The sequence below is a fragment of the Hymenobacter aranciens genome (assembly GCF_030580865.1).
GTDB classification, from domain to species: Bacteria; Bacteroidota; Bacteroidia; order Cytophagales; family Hymenobacteraceae; genus Hymenobacter; species Hymenobacter aranciens.
This window is the reverse complement of record NZ_JAUQSY010000009.1, coordinates 61,113-79,059: the sequence shown is the minus strand read 5'-3', so window position 1 is coordinate 79,059 and position 17,947 is coordinate 61,113. Positions and strand designations below refer to the sequence as shown.

General features: G+C 60.8%; 14 protein-coding genes. 5 read left to right on the top strand and 9 right to left on the bottom strand.

The annotated features are described in order from the left end of the window. Positions 1-30: 30 nt before the first annotated feature. The 7 genes from fahA to Q5H93_RS14440 all read right to left on the bottom strand — a co-directional run bounded on the left by fahA (position 31) and on the right by Q5H93_RS14440 (position 8,368). Entirely contained in the window at positions 31-1,317 is a 1,287-nt protein-coding gene (gene fahA / locus Q5H93_RS14470; RefSeq protein WP_305007281.1) for a fumarylacetoacetase, read from the bottom strand. Between the two features lie 197 nt (positions 1,318-1,514). Continuing rightward, positions 1,515-1,751: a NifU family protein gene (locus Q5H93_RS14465; RefSeq protein WP_305007280.1), complete on the bottom strand. Its 237-nt coding sequence runs from the start codon at positions 1,749-1,751 to the stop codon at positions 1,515-1,517. A gap of 89 nt (positions 1,752-1,840) precedes the next feature. Beyond that, a complete protein-coding gene (locus Q5H93_RS14460; RefSeq protein WP_305007278.1) occupies positions 1,841-2,941 on the bottom strand; it encodes an Mrp/NBP35 family ATP-binding protein in 1,101 nt (366 codons plus the stop codon). A gap of 197 nt (positions 2,942-3,138) precedes the next feature. Beyond that, the gene (locus Q5H93_RS14455) at positions 3,139-3,918 is read right to left on the bottom strand and encodes a hypothetical protein (RefSeq protein WP_305007277.1); all 780 of its coding nucleotides are present in this window, start codon (positions 3,916-3,918) and stop codon (positions 3,139-3,141) included. Positions 3,919-3,993: 75 nt separating this feature from the next. Next, positions 3,994-5,856, bottom strand: coding sequence for a glycoside hydrolase family 2 protein (locus Q5H93_RS14450; RefSeq protein WP_305007276.1), 1,863 nt, complete (start codon positions 5,854-5,856; stop codon positions 3,994-3,996). A 41-nt stretch (positions 5,857-5,897) separates the two neighbouring features. Beyond that, positions 5,898-7,016 carry a glycoside hydrolase family 53 protein gene (locus Q5H93_RS14445; protein ID WP_305007275.1) on the bottom strand — a complete coding sequence of 373 codons (1,119 nt, stop codon included), beginning with the start codon at positions 7,014-7,016 and terminating at the stop codon, positions 5,898-5,900. Positions 7,017-7,090: 74 nt separating this feature from the next. After that, positions 7,091-8,368 carry an asparagine synthetase B gene (locus Q5H93_RS14440; protein WP_305007274.1) on the bottom strand — a complete coding sequence of 426 codons (1,278 nt, stop codon included), beginning with the start codon at positions 8,366-8,368 and terminating at the stop codon, positions 7,091-7,093. A gap of 233 nt (positions 8,369-8,601) precedes the next feature. Between Q5H93_RS14440 and Q5H93_RS14435 the strand changes: the two genes are divergently transcribed. The 4 genes from Q5H93_RS14435 to Q5H93_RS14420 are packed head-to-tail and all read left to right on the top strand — an operon-like array spanning position 8,602 to position 11,892. Continuing rightward, positions 8,602-9,045 (top strand): hypothetical protein, encoded by a 444-nt coding sequence (locus Q5H93_RS14435; protein ID WP_305007273.1) that lies wholly within the window; start codon positions 8,602-8,604, stop codon positions 9,043-9,045. A gap of 58 nt (positions 9,046-9,103) precedes the next feature. Beyond that, positions 9,104-10,342, top strand: a complete 1,239-nt coding sequence (locus Q5H93_RS14430) for an ABC transporter permease (RefSeq protein WP_305007272.1) — start codon at positions 9,104-9,106, stop codon at positions 10,340-10,342. 28 nt (positions 10,343-10,370) lie between these two features. Then, positions 10,371-11,246 (top strand): hypothetical protein, encoded by an 876-nt coding sequence (locus Q5H93_RS14425; RefSeq protein WP_305007271.1) that lies wholly within the window; start codon positions 10,371-10,373, stop codon positions 11,244-11,246. Positions 11,247-11,292: 46 nt separating this feature from the next. Next, the gene (locus Q5H93_RS14420; RefSeq protein WP_305007270.1) at positions 11,293-11,892 is read left to right on the top strand and encodes a hypothetical protein; all 600 of its coding nucleotides are present in this window, start codon (positions 11,293-11,295) and stop codon (positions 11,890-11,892) included. Positions 11,893-12,036: 144 nt separating this feature from the next. Here Q5H93_RS14420 and mtaB read toward each other — a convergent pair whose 3' ends face one another. Both mtaB and Q5H93_RS14410 read right to left on the bottom strand, forming a co-directional pair. Continuing rightward, entirely contained in the window at positions 12,037-13,371 is a 1,335-nt protein-coding gene (gene mtaB / locus Q5H93_RS14415; protein ID WP_305007269.1) for a tRNA (N(6)-L-threonylcarbamoyladenosine(37)-C(2))-methylthiotransferase MtaB, read from the bottom strand. A 97-nt stretch (positions 13,372-13,468) separates the two neighbouring features. Further along, positions 13,469-15,334 (bottom strand): LTA synthase family protein, encoded by a 1,866-nt coding sequence (locus Q5H93_RS14410; RefSeq protein ID WP_305007268.1) that lies wholly within the window; start codon positions 15,332-15,334, stop codon positions 13,469-13,471. 394 nt (positions 15,335-15,728) lie between these two features. Here Q5H93_RS14410 and Q5H93_RS14405 point away from each other — a divergent pair, with 394 nt between their 5' ends. After that, the gene (locus Q5H93_RS14405) at positions 15,729-17,918 is read left to right on the top strand and encodes a glutamine synthetase III family protein (RefSeq protein WP_305007265.1); all 2,190 of its coding nucleotides are present in this window, start codon (positions 15,729-15,731) and stop codon (positions 17,916-17,918) included. Positions 17,919-17,947: the final 29 nt, after the last annotated feature.

The window sequence follows — 17,947 nt, the reverse complement described above, 5'->3', positions numbered from 1 at the left end:
AAGAACGCGCCTCAATTCTACTTATTGTATTTACAGCGCCGGCAGCACCTGCCCGCTAACCTCGCCAAAGCCGATACGCACGCCGTCCTTTTCGGCGTAACCACGCATAGTTACCGTGTCGCCGTCGAGCAGAAATTTGCGCTCCGAGCCGTCGGGAAGGGGTAGGGGGCGGGTGCCGCGCCAGGCCAGCTCCAGCATCGAGCCGAGCGAGTCGGGCGTGGGGCCTGAGATGGTGCCGGAGGCGTAGAGGTCGCCGGCTTCGAGGTTGCAGCCGTTGGAAGCGTGATGGGCGAGCTGCTGAGCCATGTTCCAGTACATCAGGCCGAAATTGCTGCGGCTGATGGTGGTTTCGGTGCCGCCTTCGGGCTGCAGGGCCACTTCGAGGTGTACGTCAAAGTTGTGCGCGCCAGGGAGCTGCAGGTAGGGCAAGGGCGCGGGCTCCTGCACAGGGCCGGCGATGCGGAAAGGTTCCAGCGCATCGAGCGTGACCACCCAGGGAGCCACGCTGCTGCCGAAGTTTTTGCCGAGGAAGGGGCCCAGTGGCACGTATTCCCAGCTTTGCAGGTCGCGGGCGCTCCAGTCGTTGAAGAGGCAGAGGCCGAAAATATGGTCTTCGGCCTGCGCGATGGGCACGGGCTGGCCGAGCTCGGTGCTTTGGCCGACGATAAAGGCCATTTCGAGCTCAAAATCGAGCTGGCGGCTGGGGCCGAAGCTGGGCTGGGTTTCATCGGGGGCTTTGCGCTGACCGTTGGGGCGGCGGATGGGCGTACCGCTGGCCACGATGCTGCTGGTGCGGCCGTGGTAGCCGATGGGAATGTGCCGCCAGTTGGGCAGCAGGGCGTTAGCCGGGTCGCGAAACATGATGCCGACGTTGGTAGCGTGCTCGATACTGCTGTAGAAATCGGTGTAGTTCTGCGGTTTAATGGGGCGCAGCATGGTTACGTCGCGCTGGCGCACGAGGCAGGCGCGCACAGCTTCGGCGTTGTCGCGCAGTTCGGGATTGTCGTGGCGCAACAGTTCGCTCACGCGCTGGCGCACGGCCCGCCATGCCGGCCGTCCCAGGCGCAGAAAGGCATTGAGCGAGCGGCGACGGAATACTTTGGGCTCGACGCCAGCTAATTCAGGAATGTCTTCAAAGAAATGGTACTGATGGGCTGCGTACAAATCGAACGCATAATCGCCAATGGCTACCGTCAGCCGCGGTCCGCTCGACTCGGTGGTAAACACGCCGAAGGGCAGGTTCTGGATGGGGAAATCGTGGTGGGGCGGGATGTCAATCCAAGAGCGCAACGTGGGCGAGTTGGGCGAGGTGGCCATGGGAGAGAAAAGTCAGGATGTGAGGAGAGAATAGAGCGTTGCAGCGCAAAGTAGAGCAATTCACACGAGAAAGCACGTCATGCTGAACGCAGTGAAGCATCTCTACCGCGTCAGTAAACTGAATTACTATGGCGGTAAAGATGCTTCACTGCGTTCAGCATGACGTGCTTTGTTTGCCGAAGACCAGAAAGTAGATTTTACTTCGCTTCAACGGCCGTGATTTCCGGCACGGCCTTGCGTACAGTGTCTTCGAGGCCGGCGCGGGTCATTGGCGACATGGGGCAGGCCCCGCAGGCGCCTTCCCATTCGAGCTGCAGCACGCCTTCTTCGGTGATGTTGGCTACGCGCACGTTGCCACCGTCGGTGGCGAGGTAGGGGCGCAGGCCATCCAGAGCGGCTTCGATGCGGGGCAGGAGAGGATGTTCGGCAATCATTTTCTAACGGGACTAGGGCGCGGTAGCACGCCGCACGGGGAGGGAATCAGGACAAAGAACGGCATAAACGGCGGCTTAATTCCGCGCCGCTACGAGTTCATCTGCACCACCTGCGTTTTGGGGGCGCGGTTGTTACGGATACTGATTTGGCGGGCGATGGTTTCGGCCAGTTCGGCAAACGCCTGACCTACTGCCGACCCGGGGTCGAGCACGGCCGGCTGGCCCTGGTCGCCGTTTTCGCGGATGGACTGCACCAGCGGCAGCTGGCCCAGCAGCGGCAGGTCGTGCTGGGTGGCCAGGCGCTGGCCGCCACCTTCGCCGAAGATGTAGTATTTGCTGTCGGGCAGCTCGGCCGGGGTAAACCAGGCCATGTTTTCGACGACGCCCAGCACCGGCACGTTGATTTGAGGCTGGCGGAACATCTGCAGGCCTTTCTGGGCGTCGGCCAGGGCCACTTTCTGCGGCGTCGTGACGATGACGGCGCCGGTCACGGGCACGGTTTGCACCAGCGTGAGGTGGATGTCGGAAGTGCCGGGCGGCAGGTCGAGCAGCAGGTAGTCGAGCTCCCCCCAATCTACTTCAGTAATAAACTGTTTCAGCGCCGACGAGGCCATGGGGCCGCGCCACACGATGGCCGCCTCGGCCGGAGCCAGGAAGCCGATACTCATCAGCTTGACGCCGTATTTCTCGATGGGCTGGATGAGGTTTTTGCCGTTCGGGCCCTGGAACACGTGCGGCTGCGCGTCTTCTACGCCAAACATCACCGGCATGCTGGGGCCCGAAATATCGGCATCGACCAGGCCGACCTTGGCGCCGGAAGCGGCCAGGGCCACCGCCAGGTTGGCCGTGACGGTGCTTTTACCCACGCCACCCTTGCCCGAGGCAATGGCAATGATATTTTTCACGCCGGGCAGCACGTCACGGTTGTTGCGCATGGAGGTCACGCGCGAGGTCATCTGGATGACCACGTTGGCGTCCTTCTCCACCATGGTGTGGATGGCGCGCTCACAGGCGTCGTGAATGAGTTGCTTGAGCGGGCAGGCCGGCGTGGTGAGCACAACGGTGAAGCTGACGGTGAGGCCGTCGATTTCAATGTTCTCAATCATGTTCAGCGTCACGAGGTCCTGGCCCAGGTCGGGCTCTTCCACGTAGCTGAGGGCTTTTAGTATGGCTTCTTTGGTAATGGACATTGGGGCGGAAAAGCGGAGTGGGCGCGCCGGGGGCAGCGCGGTGCAAAGATACTTCAGCTACAACCGGCAGCGTTGAGTGAGGGTTAGCTCGAAGGCATAAAAAAGCGCCCCGGCAGCTTCGTACCGCCAGGGCGCTTTTCAGGTTAAAAAGGCCATGCTAACCGGCAACCTAGTCGTGATGGCGAGAGCCCCAGCCACTAGAGCTGTACCCGGAAGGTGCCGTTGCTGATGCTGGTAGTACCGGTCGTGTTGTTGAACCCGTCGGCGGTGAAAGCGAAGGTGCCGCTCAGGACGCGGGTAGTGGCGTCGAAAGACGTGATGGTGAGGCTGCCCGTGTCGACGACGTAGAAGCTGGTGGCCGAGGCCCCGCTCGTGGTGTAAAATCCTTCCGACACGCCGCCCGGGCCCGTGGTGCGGCGTAGCTGGTAGGTGTTGGGGGCCAGGCTGGTCAGGTAGTCAATACGGATGTCGACCTGGTTTTGGGTACCGCCGGTGGCTGCCTTGGCTAGCAGCATCAGGGTGTTAGCGCCCGCGAACTGTGGTGCGTAGCTGCCTTGCACGGTTGTGGTCGAATAGGCCACGCCGTCGCGGTTCCAGCTCACGGTGCCACTCCGAATCGAGCCGTCCGACTCTACTTCGACGGTGCCGGCGGCGGCTTTCTGGCCGGCCACTATCGTGATACTACGGGTGCCGGGCTGCAGATAGCCGGTGGCGGGGGTGAAGCTGAGGATATAGACGCCAGGCTTGAGGTCGGCGATGGTGAAGGCGCCGCTGGCTTCGGGTGTGGCCACGAAGGTGAGGCCGCCCGCGTCGGTGGCCGTTACCTTGCTAAGGCTACCGGCGGGATTAACAGTGCCGGCCAGGCTGCCGGTGGTGGGCTGGGGGTCTTCCTTTTTGTCAGAAGAACAGCTGGAAATGGTGAGAAGCGGGCCGCCAGCCAGCGCCAGCAACAGCCCGATACGATATAGAAAGGACATGAAGGTAAAAGGTGGTGAATAAACCGACTTACAAAGTAACGGTAGGATTCACCATCTTTTCTCAAGGTGCGAAAATCAGCTCGCTGGCTGGGCTGTGGGCGGTTCCTCGGGCTCGGAGTGGAGCAGCCCTTCGGGCACCTCCAGCGCGCCGGTCTGGAAATTGATGAGGCCGTTGCGCTCGTCCTCGATGTTGGTAGCCTGGGTGTACACATCGCCGGCAATGGGGCGGCGGCGCAGTTCCTGCTTGAAGGCGCGGATGCTGGCCGTGCGGGCCTCGGCATCCTGCGGCCCGCCGTAGTCGGGGAAGCCGAAGCCGCCCCACTCGCTCACGATGAGCGGTACTTGGCGGCGGTAGAAGAACGGGTCGCCCACCACCAGCGGGAAGGCCGCTGTGCCTTCCAGCTCGCCACCAATCAGGCGGTCGAGCAGTTCGCGCCAGCGGTTCAAGTCGGGCGTGTAGAGGTGGGCCGTGAGCAGGTCCGATTTCAGGCGGCCGGTGTAGGAAATGTGGTGCCAGCCGTCGTTATCCACCACCAGAAACTGCGGGTGCGCCAGCTGCATAAAGTGGTACATCTCGGTGATGTAGGCGCGGGTTTCGGGATTGGTGGCGATGTCCTGGGCGCCCCAGTCCTCGTTATACAAGCTCCAAATAACCACCGACGGATGAGTTTCGATGAGAGCCAGCATGCGCAGCAGCTCGGCGCGGTGGTTTTCGCGGCTGCGCGGCGTCGAGCTATGGGGGCTGGGCACCTCCACCCACAGCAGCAGGCCCAGCTCGTCGGCCAGGTTGTAGAGGCGCGGGTCGACGCCGGCAATGTGCACGCGCACTAGGTTGCAGCCCAGCGCTTTCATGGCGTGAAAGTGCTGGCGCATCTGCTCGTAGCTGGCCGTGCCGGGCTGGTACAGAATACCGTCGAGGTAGATGGTTTCGTTGTTGAGGTACACGTAGCGGCCGCGCGACTCAATCTTGCGCAACCCAAAATGCGCCTCAATACTCGCTACGTAGCCGCTTTCGTCAATCAGCTCGGCTACCAGGCGGTAGCGCACGGGCTCGTCGGGACTCCAAAGACGGGCGCCGGGCACCTCCACCACCAGGCGCTGCTCGTGCTGCCCGGCGCTCAGCGGCAGCGGGAAGTCGGAGAGAGCCCGCGGCGCGGCATCGTCGGCGGCGTGCAGGTCGAACACCCGCAGGCGCACCACGTAGCGGCCGGCATCGTGAATCCGCATGGTGAGGTTGAAGCGCACCAGCTGGTCTTCCACGATGCTCACCACGCCCACCCGCGAGCGCAGGCGGTTGCGCTCCACCATTTCGAGCCATACCGAGCGCACGGCTCCGGTGTAGGTCTGGTACCAGATGCCGCCGCGCTTGTACACGTGCGACTCCTGCTTGCCGCGGGGTACGTCAGCGTCCATCGTGTCGGCAATACGCACCGTGAGACGGTTTATAGGCCGTAGAATGCTCTCATCCAGCTCGTAGGAAAACGAGGTGTACTCGCCATAATGGATTTCCTCACCCTCCACCGTGCGCAGCAGCGTGCCGTTGAGCCACACCCGTGTCTCGTAGCCGCAGGCGCCAAAAGTCAGCTGCAGCAGGTCTTTTTTGAGGTCGATGCCAGCGCGGCTGGGCAGCTCAAATGTGCGCTCGTACCACACCACCACCCGGTCGTGCCACACGGCCGGACTAGCCAGGCCGTGGGCTTCGGCTAAATGGTGTTCTACCGAGCCGGGCCACTGGGCCGTGTAGTCGTAGCGGTGGCCCAAATGCCATTTGTCGCGCAGGCCTATATCATCAGCATCAAGGGCAAAATGCCATTCCCCGTCGAGCAATACGTGGTTAGTGCTGCGTAGCACGGCGCGGGGCAGGGGGTTGGAAAAGTCATCATCGGACTCTTCCTGACTGGCTGAGAGGCCATAATTGGCGTGGGTGAGGTCTTCCATAGGTCTGCTTAACGGCCCCCGCCTTTAATTGATGCACGTATCTACTCGGCAAACGCCGACCAGGCCGGTAGCGCCTTCAGGTTGAAATCGTACAGCGCCTGGTTTTCCCAGCCCGAGCCATTGGTGGCCGTGGGGCCGCGCCAGGCCACCCAATCGGGTGCCCAATAGCAAAATCCCAGGCCGTGCCCGCCCGGTAGTGCCTTCAGCCGGCGGTTGACTTCGCTGAGATAGGCCTGCTGCCCGGCTGGCGTAGCTGAATAATCCGGAATCAGCTGTGAGCTCAATCCCAGTGAGTTGTGCGTGTAATCGGCATAGCCAAGCGAAAACGGATAGGCCGTTTCGCAGAGCAGGACGTCGCGGTTGGTTTGCTGCACCAGCGTCGTCAGCCACTGCTGCCACTGGTCCAGGTCTTTGCCATGAAACTGCGGGTAGTAGGAGAGCCCCAGCACGTCGGGCTGCACGCCCCTTTGTGCCAGCGCCTCAAAGAAATTAACGGCGTACTCGGCCCCGGCGAAATGAATAATGGTACGCATGGGCTGGGTCAGGCCGGCGTTTTCGTCGGCCACCGCCGCCAGCCCCTTCTGCAGCAGCGGAGCCAGTTTGGCATAATCGGCGGCACTGCTTACCCGTCCCTGCGGCCAGAGCATCCCGCCGTTCACCTCGTTGCCGATTTGCACCAGCGCGGGCTGGGCCTGCTGGGCTTTCATCACCCGTAGCACCCGGCGGGTGTAGCCATACACACTGTCCTGCAATGCGCTATACGACAGGTTCTGCCAGGCGCGGGGCGTAGGCTGCTGGCTAGGGTCGGTCCAGGAATCGGCGTAGTGAATATCGAGCAACACTGATAAGCCAGCCTGCTTGGCCTGGCGGGCGAAGGCCGCCACTTCGGCCAAGCCGCTGTGGCCGTCAGTCGGCGTGTGCCACAGGCGCAGGCGCACCAGGTTGCCACCGTGGCGCTTCAGGGTAGCCAGGGGCGTGCTGCGCTGTCCGTTGTCGGTGAAGCCAACGTTGGCAGCCACCAGCTCCGGCGAAAACGACAAATCGGCCCCCCGGTAATAGCCCGGCTCTGCAACGGGAGTGACGGGAGTAGCAGGCGTATCATCCTTTTTACAAGCGGCCAGCACCATTAGTAACGGCAGAGCGCGCAGAATATTTTTCATCTCCATGACAACACAAACGTTTGCGCAAAACTACCTAAAAAAACCTTCCTGGTTGGGCAGGAAGGTTTTTTAAATCAGGTTTTTTGCTTCTTTTTCTTGGCCGCCGGAAACAGCACATTGTTCAGAATCAGCCGGTAGCCGGGCGAATTGGGGTGCAGCGACAGGTCGGTCGGCTCTTCGCCCACCATGTGCTGGTAGTCCTCGGGGTCGTGGCCGCCATAGAAAGTCCAAGTGCCCTTGCCCAGCGTACCGTGCAGGTAGCGGGCCTCGCCGGTCTGCTTGGTGTCGGCCATTATGGTCACGTCGTTCTTGATGAGCGGCTTGCGAAACGCAGTGGTCTGGCCCATGAAGCCTTTGATGACCTTCTCGTGGTCCTGGCAGAGCATGGTGGGCACGGGGTCATACTTGGCCGAGAACGTGAAGAGCTGGAAGTAGTCGTTGCCCTCGCCCAGGCCGCGCTCGCGCGGGTCCATGTCGATGTTGGAGTACTCGTACTGGTAGGGGTCGCGCACGAGCTGGAAGTTCTGGAACGCCAGCGTGCGGTTGAAATTCAGCTTGCTCTGGGCGTTAGGGTCGGCGGGGTCGCCGTCGTACATGCTCTCTACCATGTCGATACCCAGGCCCGCCAGGGCAATATCGTAAGTATCGGTGGCACCGCACATGGCAAACATAAAGCCGCCGCCGGCGATGAATTCCTGCATTTTCACCGTCACCGTACCCTTCATCTGGCTCACTTTGGCAAAGCCGTTGCGCTTGGCGGTGGCTTCGGCGTCGCGCTGCTGCTGCTGGTACCAGGGTGCGTTGCGGTAGTTGCTGTAGAACTTGCCGTATTCGCCGGTAAAGTCCTCGTGGTGAATGTGTAGCCAGTCGTACTTAGGCAGCACACCAGCCAGCACCTCGTCGTCGTAAATCTGGTCGTAGGGAATTTCGGCGTAGCTCAGCACCAGGGTCACGGCGTCGTCCCAAGGCTGCTTGCCTTTGGGCGTGTACACCGCGATTTTGGGCACCTTCTCCAGCTTCATCACGTCCATGTTGGCGTTGGGGTCAGCTATTTCGGAAAGAATACTGGTGTACTGCGCCTCCGAAATCACCTGGAAGGTGATGCCGCGCACGGCCAGCTCGTTCTCGGCGCCGGTCACGGTTTCGAAGGCGAAGGAGCCGCCCCGGTAGTTCAGCAACCAATCGACGGGCACCTCGCGCTGCAGCAGCCAAAAGGCCAGCCCATATGCTTTTAGGTGCTCCTTCTGGGTGTTATCCATCGGGATAAACACGTGGTTGGCCTGGGCCGCGAGGGGCGCCGCCAGCCACGCCAGCGCCAACAGGACGGGAAATAAAAAACGTTTAAAGAGCATAGTTTTTAAGCCAAAGAACCGCACGAGCCCAACGAGGTTGCCACAAAGGTGGTTCAAGTTACGCGCCAGCGGCGAACTTTGGGGTATTCGCCGCGCTACGACCATTTTCAACACCCGCTGCCATGCCAGTAACCAGTTCAACGCATTTGCCCGTTTGGTGGGTTGGGCCCAGCTTCCTGGTTATGGTGCTGGGATTGTACGGCTTGGTCAAAAGTATCGGTTGGGCCATTCGGATGTTCAACCCCACTGAAAATGCCTTCACGATACCCGCGTCGCAAAAGGAATTTCGCTTCGTCCTGACCAAGCGCGGTACCTACGAAATCGGCTGCACCCGACCCAACCAGTTCTCCTTTTTTCAGCTGCCGGAAATAGCGCTGCTGGTTCGCCTGCTGCCAGGTGGGCGCGAGCAGTGGCTGCGCCCCAGCAGCCTGGGCTGGGTGAAACGCACGAATATGAGCGGCGAAACCACCATGCGTATCAGCACTTTCGAGGCAGATGAGCAAGGTGAATACGAACTGCTAAACCCCGATGCCGAGCAGTTTAAGCCCGGCGATAAGCTGAGCATCATGCCCAATACGGGCTTCCGGACGGTACTCTTAGTGCTGGCACTGATAGCGTCGGGCTTTGCCACCATCGGTGGGCTGGTGTTGGGTATTCTGGGGCTGGCAGGGGGCTAAGCCAGCTGGGCAAAGCCCCGGCCGACGGTACTTTTACATTCCCGCTTCCTGTTGACCCATGAACATCTTTGAAAACATCCTGGAAGCCCTGCGCTCCATTCGCGGCAACCTCCTGCGTACGGTGCTCACGGCGCTCATTGTCAGTATTGGGCTTTTTGCACTGGTGGGCATTCTCACGGGCATCGACGCCATGAAAAGCTCGCTATCGGAAACCTTTGCCAGCCTCGGGGCCAATTCCTTCGAGGTGAAGGCCAAGGGCTACACCAACCAGTTTCGGCGTGGCGGCCGGCAGGGCAAGCAGTACCCGGCCATCAGCTACCTGCAGGCCCGGCAATACAAGCAGCAGATGGGCGGCGAAGCCCAGGTGGGTTTGTCGGCCTTCATCGCCGGGGCCGTCGAGGTGAAAGCCAACGGCCAGAAAACCAACCCGAACATGCAGGTAGTGGCCGGCGACGAGAACTACCTGCGCATCCAGGGCTACAACCTAGCGGCCGGGCGCCTGTTTTCCCAGGCCGAGCTCGGCAGTGGGGCCAACGTCATCATTGTGGGCCAGGAAATTCAGCAGAAGCTCTACCCGCGTCAGTCCATCGTGGGCAAATACGTGTCGGCGCTGGGCCGGCGCTTCCTGGTAGTAGGCATGCTCGAAAAAAGCGGCAGCACCATGGGCGGCGGCGGGGCCGACCGCATTGCCTTCATCCCGCTCGAAACCGGCAACCAGCTGCCCCGCAGCCGCGCCCTCACCTACGACATCAAAACCGCCACCACCCGCCCCGAAACCATGCAGTACCTCATGGGCCAGGCCACCGGCACCATGCGCGCCGTGCGCCACGACCCGCTGGGCCAGGAAGATTCCTTCGAGGTGGAAAGCAGCGAGGCCATGGCCAAGGACCTCGACCAGCTCACGGGCAAGATGAAATTCGGCGGCGGCATCATTGCCTTTATTACCCTGCTCGGCGCCAGTATTGCGCTGATGAACATCATGTTGGTGTCCGTCACGGAGCGCACCCGCGAAATCGGGGTGCGTAAGGCGCTGGGCGCTACTTCGAAGCAAATCCGGCAGCAGTTTCTCATCGAGGCCATCGTTATCTGCTTGCTGGGCGGGGCGCTGGGCATTCTGCTGGGCATCCTGGGCGGCAATGCCGTGTCGCTGTTCGTGGGCTCGGGCTCGTTCATCGTGCCCTGGCTGTGGATGGCGCTGGGCTTCTCCATCTGCGTCACCGTGGGGCTGATTGCCGGCTATTACCCGGCCGGCAAGGCGGCGGCGCTGGACCCGATTGAGAGTTTGCGCTACGAATAGGGGCCGCGAATTCAAACGGATTTGACGGATGAAACGGATGCGTGAGGTGGTTTTGGGGTTGGTAGTTTTTTGGATTGGGGTAGGAGAGGTGCTGGCGCAAATAGCGCCCGGCAGCCGGGCGCAGGTGTTCAGCATTACTACTCCCGGCACAAGCCTGCGTTTTCAGGTACCACAGGTGAAGCTGCCGGATGCTGTCGTGACCAGGCGCATCAACCGGACGCTGATGCGACATTTCAGAGCCCGAAGTTTCGGGGAGGTCGATTCGACAGCCAGTCCGCGCCAGCAGTTGCGCGAGGCCGAGCGGCTGTGCTGTTTCGATGAATACACGCAAAGCTGGATGGCTGGTGGCGAAGGCATCACCGATACTGAATATGAGGTGCTGCTGAATCAGAATTATCTTCTGTCGCTGGGCTTCATCAGTAGCTACCGGGGACTGCTGGAACCCTCCGGCGAATACCTGACGTTCGACCTGCGCACCGGCCGCCAACTCACCGTATGCTACCTTGTAGCCGACCCGCCTGACCAACTTGGCCGCCGGCTGCAGGCGGCCGTCAGCCGCCGCCTGCGCGGTAATCTGGCCGACGCGGCCGCCGCCTATGGCGACGACTCGACCCGTATTGCCCGCATGGCTGAAGTGTACCAAATCGAAAACTGGGACACCACGCCACAGCGCGGCCAAGCTATCGATACTGCCGATGGGGCCGAGGCAAGCCTGGATAGTTTTGCCCTGACGCCCGACGCGCTGCTGCTGTTTCACCCGGTACAAATGTCGCGCTTTGACTTTGAGTTTCTGCCCGACGACATGTACACTTTTCCCTGGGCCCGCCTGCAGCCGCGCAGCATCCTGACACCGCTGGTGCAGGCCGCCGCTGCCAGCAAAAAAATGCCCAAACGGCGCTGGTAGCCGCGGATTTTATACATTTGTGGTGTTCTACATTTGTGAAGTTTGCGTGTCTACTACCATTAATCAGCGGTTTGCCCAACTTATCCAGCACCTTGGCATCACCAAGAATGCTTTCGCCATGTCGCTTGACAAGACGGCCAGCGTCATCCAGCACCTGCTTGATGGCCGCAACAAACCCGGCTTCGACCTGCTGCAACGCGTTTTTGAGGTTTATCCAAATGTGTCGCGCGATTGGGTGATGCTCGGCCAGGGGCCCATGCTGCTGAGCGGCGAAAATCCACCGCAACCGCAGCCAGTAGCGGCGCCCAAAATGGCTGCCGCTACCGAAGCTCCGCCCGCTATCCAGCCTGCCGAACCGCAGCCCACACCCGTCGCCGCTCCCGAAATACCGTCGGCTGCCGCCCCGCAATTAGCCCCGGAAACCCCGGTTCCGACTGCCGCCCAACCGGCGCCTACCCCCGTCATGTTGCCCAGCGTAGCCGCCGCCCCCGCCGCCTCACTCTACGCCGACGCCTACGTGTCGGCGGCCCTGCACACGCAGCACCTGCAGCACCAGTTGGCCCTGGCCGAGCTCCGCAACCAGCACCTGCTGGAGCAGCAGCAAATGCTCCGGCAGATGCTGGAGCTGGCCCAGCGGACTGTCTGAACCACGGATGGACACGGATTTTTCGGATTCCACGGATTTTGTAGATGGTACTCTATCCGGGGGATTACAAAAGGAGAAAAGGCCACCCATTCGGGTGGCCTTTTTGGTTTTTAATCGTCCACAAAATCCCTGTCCATCCGTGGTTTAGACAAGAATTCCTACTTCTTCGGCTTCCATTAGCCCCAGCGCATTCACTTGCGTCAGGCGCAGCGGTTTCAGCTCGCCCACCAGCAGCGGGTCGTATTTCGCCGCTACGCGGATGTAGTTGGGTGTGAAGCCCTCAATACGCCCGTCGGTCACGTCGTCCTCGAACAAAACTTCGGTTTCCAGACCCAGATGCTCCTCGTAGAAAGCGCGTTTTTTCTTTTCCGAAAGGCTGCGGAGCTGCGTGGTGCGCTCGTGCCGCACGCGGTCCTGCACCCGGCCGGGCAGGGTGGGGGCCAGCGTATCAGCCCGCTCCGAGTAGGGGAACACGTGCAGGTAGCTGATGGGCAGCTCGTTCAGAAACTGGTAAGTGTCCAGAAAATCCGCCTCCGTTTCCCCCGGGAAGCCCACAATCACATCGACCCCGATGCAGGCGTGCGGCATTAACTCCTTGATGCGGGCCACGCGCTGGGCATACAGCGCCCGGCGGTAGCGGCGGCGCATCAGCCCCAGGATTTTATCGGAGCCGCTTTGCAGCGGAATGTGAAAATGCGGCATAAAGCGCTGCGAAACCGCTACGGTTTCCAGAATGTCATCCGTCAGCAAATTAGGCTCGCAGCTACTAATGCGGAAACGGCGAATATCAGTTACGTTATCCAGTGCTTTTACCAATTGGGTAAAGTCTTCGCGGCGCTCGCGTCCCGGGCCTTGCAGGCCAAAATCGCCGAGGTTGACGCCCGTGAGCACGATTTCCTTCACGCTGGTTTCGGCCAGCTTCTCCACGCGCTCCACCACCGAGGCCACCGAGCCCGAACGGCTGCCGCCCCGCGCCAGCGGAATAGTGCAGAACGAGCAGGAGTAGTCGCAGCCATCCTGCACTTTGAGAAAGGTACGGGTGCGGTCGCCGAAGGAATGCGCGGGCACAAACTCGTTGGCCTCCGAGATGGGCGAAGCGTGCACGGCGCCCGGCTGCCCGGTGGCCGGCTTCTGAAAATCAGCCAGAATATCCACGAGCTGAAATTTCTCGGCGGCGCCCAGCACGGCACTCACGCCGGGAATCTCCGAAATTTCCCGGGGTTTGAGCTGGGCGTAGCAGCCCACGATGGCCACGAAGGCTTCGGGGTTGTGTTTCAGGGCCTGTTGCACCACTTTGCGGCACTTGCGGTCGGCGTGGTCGGTGACGGAGCAGGTATTGATAACGTATAAATCGGCCCCGGCCTCGAAAGCGACTTTCTGAAAGCCCTTTTCTTCGAATTGCCGACCAATGGCCGACGTTTCGGAGAAATTGAGTTTGCAGCCGAGGGTATAAAAAGCAACGGATTGGGGAGTAGGCATAAGACCACAAAGGTACGGCGACCGGGCGGTAACGCGGAACTGCAGTGCGCGCCGGGCCCGGCGCAGCCGGCTCCAGAATAAAAATCCGCGCTACCCATCAGCGCCGCGCAAAATCCTCCATCGTCAGTTGCTCCATGGCCTGGCCCAGCTGCAGTTGCGCATCAGGCACGGCCGGGTCGCGGTGCGTCACCCGGCGGCCCACGTTATCGAAGGTTACCGTGCCGGCCGGGCTCACCGTGCCCAGGCCGTCGGTATAGCAATAGTAGGCAAAGGGCAGCGCCTGCGGGTTCAGCAGGTCGCGGCTCCAGATGTACTGTTGGGCCGGGAGTTGCAGCTGCCGCAACAATGTGGCGGCTACGTCAGTTTGCGAGCCAATGGTATTTACCACCTTCCCCCGGTCTTCCGGCCGCAGGGCGCCGCCCGCCAGCACCAACGGAATGTGAAATTTCTCCGGCACGTCGTTTTTTGAGTAGCCGGGCAGCAGGTGTCCGTGGTCGGCCACCAGCACCAGCAGCGTGTGGGCATACCAGGGCTGTTTTTGGGCTTCTTTTAAGAATTTGCCTAGTGATTGGTCGGTATAATACACCGAATTGCGAAACATATTCGGCTCTTCGGAACCCGGAAACTTCGTCTTCATGGGCACATCAAATGGCTCGTGGCTGCTGAGCGTGAAGGCCGTGACGAAAAACGGCTGCGGCTGCTGGCGTAGGTCGGCGAGTACCTTATTAAATAGGATATGGTCGTGCGCGCCCCACTTCGAGTTCTGCTCGCTGGCCTTGAAGTCGGCTCGCTCGGTCAGCTTCTGGTAGCCGGCCGTGCGCAGGTAGCTTTTCATGTTGGCAAATGCCAGCTCGCCGCCATAATAATAGTGTGAACTGTAGCCCGCCGCCGCCAGCGACTGGCACAGGTGCGGCAGCTTTTCCGTCTTGCGCGGAAACTTGATGATGCTGGTCGTGGGCTGGTTCGGGTAGCCTGAGAGCAGCGAAACGAGGCCCTTCTGGCTGCGGTCGCCGGCGGCATACACGTTTTTGAATAGCACGCCGGTACGCGCCAGGCTGTCGAGCACCGGCGTCACGCCCGGTTCGCCGCCCACGCTGCACACCAGCTTGGCCGTGAAGCTTTCCAAGATGATAAACAACACGTTGGGCCGCGGCTCGGATAGGAGGGAGGCACTGGAGTCGGCCGGCGCGGGCTGGCCCACGGCCAGGGGGTAGAGCGGCGCCACCAGCCGGCGCGCCGTGCTATCGGCCATGAAAGGAGCGAGTGGGCGGGCATCGGTGCGCAGCAGCAAGGCACTCACCAGGTTCCAGGGCGCGTTGATGGCCGCGTGGTTAGCAAACGGCACCTCGGAGAAATAGACGTCACTCTGGTTGAGCGGAATCTGCTGGGTGCCGCCCCGTAGCGGCAGTATTAACAAGGAGGCGTAGAGCAGCCCGGCCAAGGCGGCCCGCAGCCGGCCGAACCACGGCGGCAGCTCGGGCAAATTGCCCAGCAGCTTTTTATACAGCCACCAGCTGGCGCCCAGCAGTCCGCCGAAGCACAGCAGCAGCAGCCAAACCGGCGAGCTGCCCGCCGAGGCCGCCATCTCGCCCGGCGAGCTCAGATATTGCAGCGGCGTATCGTCGAGCCGGAAGCCCCAAGTGCGGTAGAGCTCCAAATCGATGGTGATGAGTATTGCCATCAGCGCGCCGGTGATGGCGGTGTAAACGGCTATAATTCGGCCCAACGGAAAGCGTCGTCCCAGCAGACTACTTACTATAAAAAGTAAAAACGGCACCGCCGACAGGTAAGCTGCTGCCGAAGCATCCAGCCGCAGCCCGTAAAAAAAGGTGCTCGCCACCGTGCCGGTCGAAAGTTGCCGGGCTGCCGCCCCGTGATAAAGCAAAAACAGGCCCCGGCTCAGGCCAAAAAACAGGAGCCAGAACAAAAAATAGCGCGGCTGAAACACGAATCGGTTCTTCACTGGGCAAAGATAGACGCCCCAAACGGCCCTGGTCCGGACTGTTTTTTAACTTTTTTTGGGGTCGACAACTTTTTTTTAGACAAAAACCCAAAAGCATTTGCTGAAAATGGGCCCTGGGAGTTGGAGTGGGGGTAGCCTAAAGCCGCAGAGCAATAGGTAACCAAATGACCGCAAACGTTTGCAGAAACGCCGCAAACGTTTTGGCCGGAGGTGTTGAAGCCATATTAGGGGGGGCTTGTCAGAAAAATCAAGGTTTTTCAGAAGATGCAGCGCATTTTCTTGGGGGTGTTTGGAAAAAAATGCGGTGCTGCCGTACATTTGCCTTCAGAAAACGCACCCTCTTCTCCTCGGTCACCCAAAATCCCGAGGCTTTTTAAAAATACTCCCACCCGCCATGGCCATTCTGCGCTTTAATGCCCTTGAACTCGTAACCAAGCGTCACGCGAAAACGGTAACCCCCAGCACCGTTCGCCGCTCCGACAGCTACGGCAAAAACGTGTTCAATACCGAAGCCATGCGGGCGACGATGCCCAGCGACTACTTTAAGAAGCTGCAGGCTGCTATTAAACAAGGCGCTACTGTGGAGCGCAGCGTGGCCGACGCCGTGGCTTCGGCCATGAAAACCTGGGCCATGGCCAAGGGCGCCACGCACTACACGCACTGGTTTCAGCCCCTCACCGGCGCCACCGCCGAGAAGCACGACTCGTTCTTCGACCTCAATTCCGACGGTCGGCCGATTGAGAACTTCAAGGGCTCGGCCCTCGTGCAGCAGGAGCCCGATGCCTCGTCGTTCCCCAACGGCGGCATCCGCAACACCTTCGAGGCCCGCGGCTACACCGCCTGGGACCCCACCTCGCCCGCTTTCATCATCGAAACGGTAGGGGCGAAGACGCTCTGCATTCCCACGATTTTCGTGGCCTACACTGGCGAAGCCCTTGACTACAAGGCGCCATTGCTGAAGTCGCTGGCTGTGCTCGAAAAGTCGGCCCTCGACGTGTGCCACTACTTCGACAAAGACGTAGCCCGCGTGAACACTACGCTCGGCATCGAGCAGGAATACTTCCTTGTGGACCGCGCCCTGTTCGACGCCCGCCCCGACCTCGTGCTCACCGGCCGTACCCTGTTTGGCCACGCGCCGGCCAAAGGCCAGCAGCTTGATGACCACTACTTCGGCTCCATCCCGGCCCGCGCCCACGCCTTCATGCTCGACTTTGAGGAAGAAGCCAACGAGCTGGGTATTCCGCTGCGCACGCGTCATAATGAAGTAGCTCCCAATCAGTTCGAGTGCGCGCCTACCTTTGAGGATGCCAACCTCGCCATCGACCACAACCAGCTGTTGATGGACGTGATGGAGCGCGTGGCCGAGCGCCACAACTTCAAAGTGTTGCTGCACGAAAAACCTTTCGCCGGCGTGAATGGCTCGGGCAAGCACAACAATTGGGCCATGAGCACCGACACCGGTGTGAACCTGCTGGCCCCCGGCAAGCGCCCCAAGGAAAACCTGCAGTTCTTGGCCTTCTTCATCACCACGGTGAAGGCCGTACATCGCTACGGCGACCTGTTGCGCGCCAGCATCGCTTCGGCTAGCAACGACCACCGCCTTGGCGCCAACGAAGCGCCGCCGGCCATCATGTCGGTGTTCCTGGGCTCGATGCTGGACGGCGTGCTGGACGAGTTGGAGCGCACCGCTAAGCTGCCGCTCGACAAGGGCGACAACATCTACCTCAAGCTGGGCATCGACAAGATTCCGCCCATCCTGCTCGACAACACCGACCGTAACCGTACCTCGCCTTTCGCCTTCACCGGCAATAAGTTCGAGCTGCGCGCCGTGGGCTCCTCGGCCAACTGCGCCTCGGCCATGACGGTGCTCAACGCCATCGTGGCCGACCAGCTGATTGATTTCAAAAAGTCGGTTGACGCCTACATCGAGCAGGGCAAAAAGAAGGAAGTGGCCATTGTGGACGTGCTGCGCGAGTACGTTATCAGCTCCAAGAACATCCGTTTCGAAGGCAACGGCTACTCGGACGAGTGGAAGGAAGAAGCCGCCCGCCGCGGGCTGGCCAACATCCCCACCACGCCGCTGGCCCTCGATGCTTACGTACGCAACGACGCCGCCGAGCTGTTTGCCCGCCACGGCATCTTCTCGCACACCGAGCTACATGCCCGCCACGAAATTCTGCTGGAAGACTACCAGAAGAAAATCCAGATTGAAGCCCGCGTGCTGGGCGACCTGGCCGTGAACCACATCATTCCGACGGCCATCTCGTACCAGACCAAGCTCATTAACAACGTAAAAGGTCTGCGCGAAATCGGCCTGGCCGACGAGTACAGCGAAGTGACGGTGGAAATGATTAAGCGCATCTCGCGCTACGTTTCAACCATCAAAACCAACGTGGACGCCATGATTGACGCCCGCAAGGAAGCCAACAAAATTGAGGATGGCCGCGAGCGCGCAATTGCGTACTGCGACGACATCAAAACGAAATTCGACCCCATCCGCCGCGCCGTTGACAAGCTCGAGCAGATGGTGGACGATGAGGACTGGCCTCTGGTAAAGTACCGCGAACTATTGTTCAGCCGGTAGGCGCCAGAAGTTAGAATCGGGTCCGGTGT

Bases quoted from the DNA above. Each gene is read 5' to 3' on its own strand.
- fahA (WP_305007281.1), bottom strand. From the start codon at position 1,317: ATGGCCACCTCGCCCAACTCGCCCACGTTGCGCTCTTGGATTGACATC.
- Q5H93_RS14465 (WP_305007280.1), bottom strand. From the start codon at position 1,751: ATGATTGCCGAACATCCTCTCCTGCCCCGCATCGAAGCCGCTCTGGAT.
- Q5H93_RS14460 (WP_305007278.1), bottom strand. From the start codon at position 2,941: ATGTCCATTACCAAAGAAGCCATACTAAAAGCCCTCAGCTACGTGGAA.
- Q5H93_RS14455 (WP_305007277.1), bottom strand. From the start codon at position 3,918: ATGTCCTTTCTATATCGTATCGGGCTGTTGCTGGCGCTGGCTGGCGGC.
- Q5H93_RS14450 (WP_305007276.1), bottom strand. From the start codon at position 5,856: ATGGAAGACCTCACCCACGCCAATTATGGCCTCTCAGCCAGTCAGGAA.
- Q5H93_RS14445 (WP_305007275.1), bottom strand. From the start codon at position 7,016: ATGAAAAATATTCTGCGCGCTCTGCCGTTACTAATGGTGCTGGCCGCT.
- Q5H93_RS14440 (WP_305007274.1), bottom strand. From the start codon at position 8,368: ATGCTCTTTAAACGTTTTTTATTTCCCGTCCTGTTGGCGCTGGCGTGG.
- Q5H93_RS14435 (WP_305007273.1), top strand. From the start codon at position 8,602: ATGTTCAACCCCACTGAAAATGCCTTCACGATACCCGCGTCGCAAAAG.
- Q5H93_RS14430 (WP_305007272.1), top strand. From the start codon at position 9,104: ATGAACATCTTTGAAAACATCCTGGAAGCCCTGCGCTCCATTCGCGGC.
- Q5H93_RS14425 (WP_305007271.1), top strand. From the start codon at position 10,371: ATGAAACGGATGCGTGAGGTGGTTTTGGGGTTGGTAGTTTTTTGGATT.
- mtaB (WP_305007269.1), bottom strand. From the start codon at position 13,371: ATGCCTACTCCCCAATCCGTTGCTTTTTATACCCTCGGCTGCAAACTC.
- Q5H93_RS14405 (WP_305007265.1), top strand. From the start codon at position 15,729: ATGGCCATTCTGCGCTTTAATGCCCTTGAACTCGTAACCAAGCGTCAC.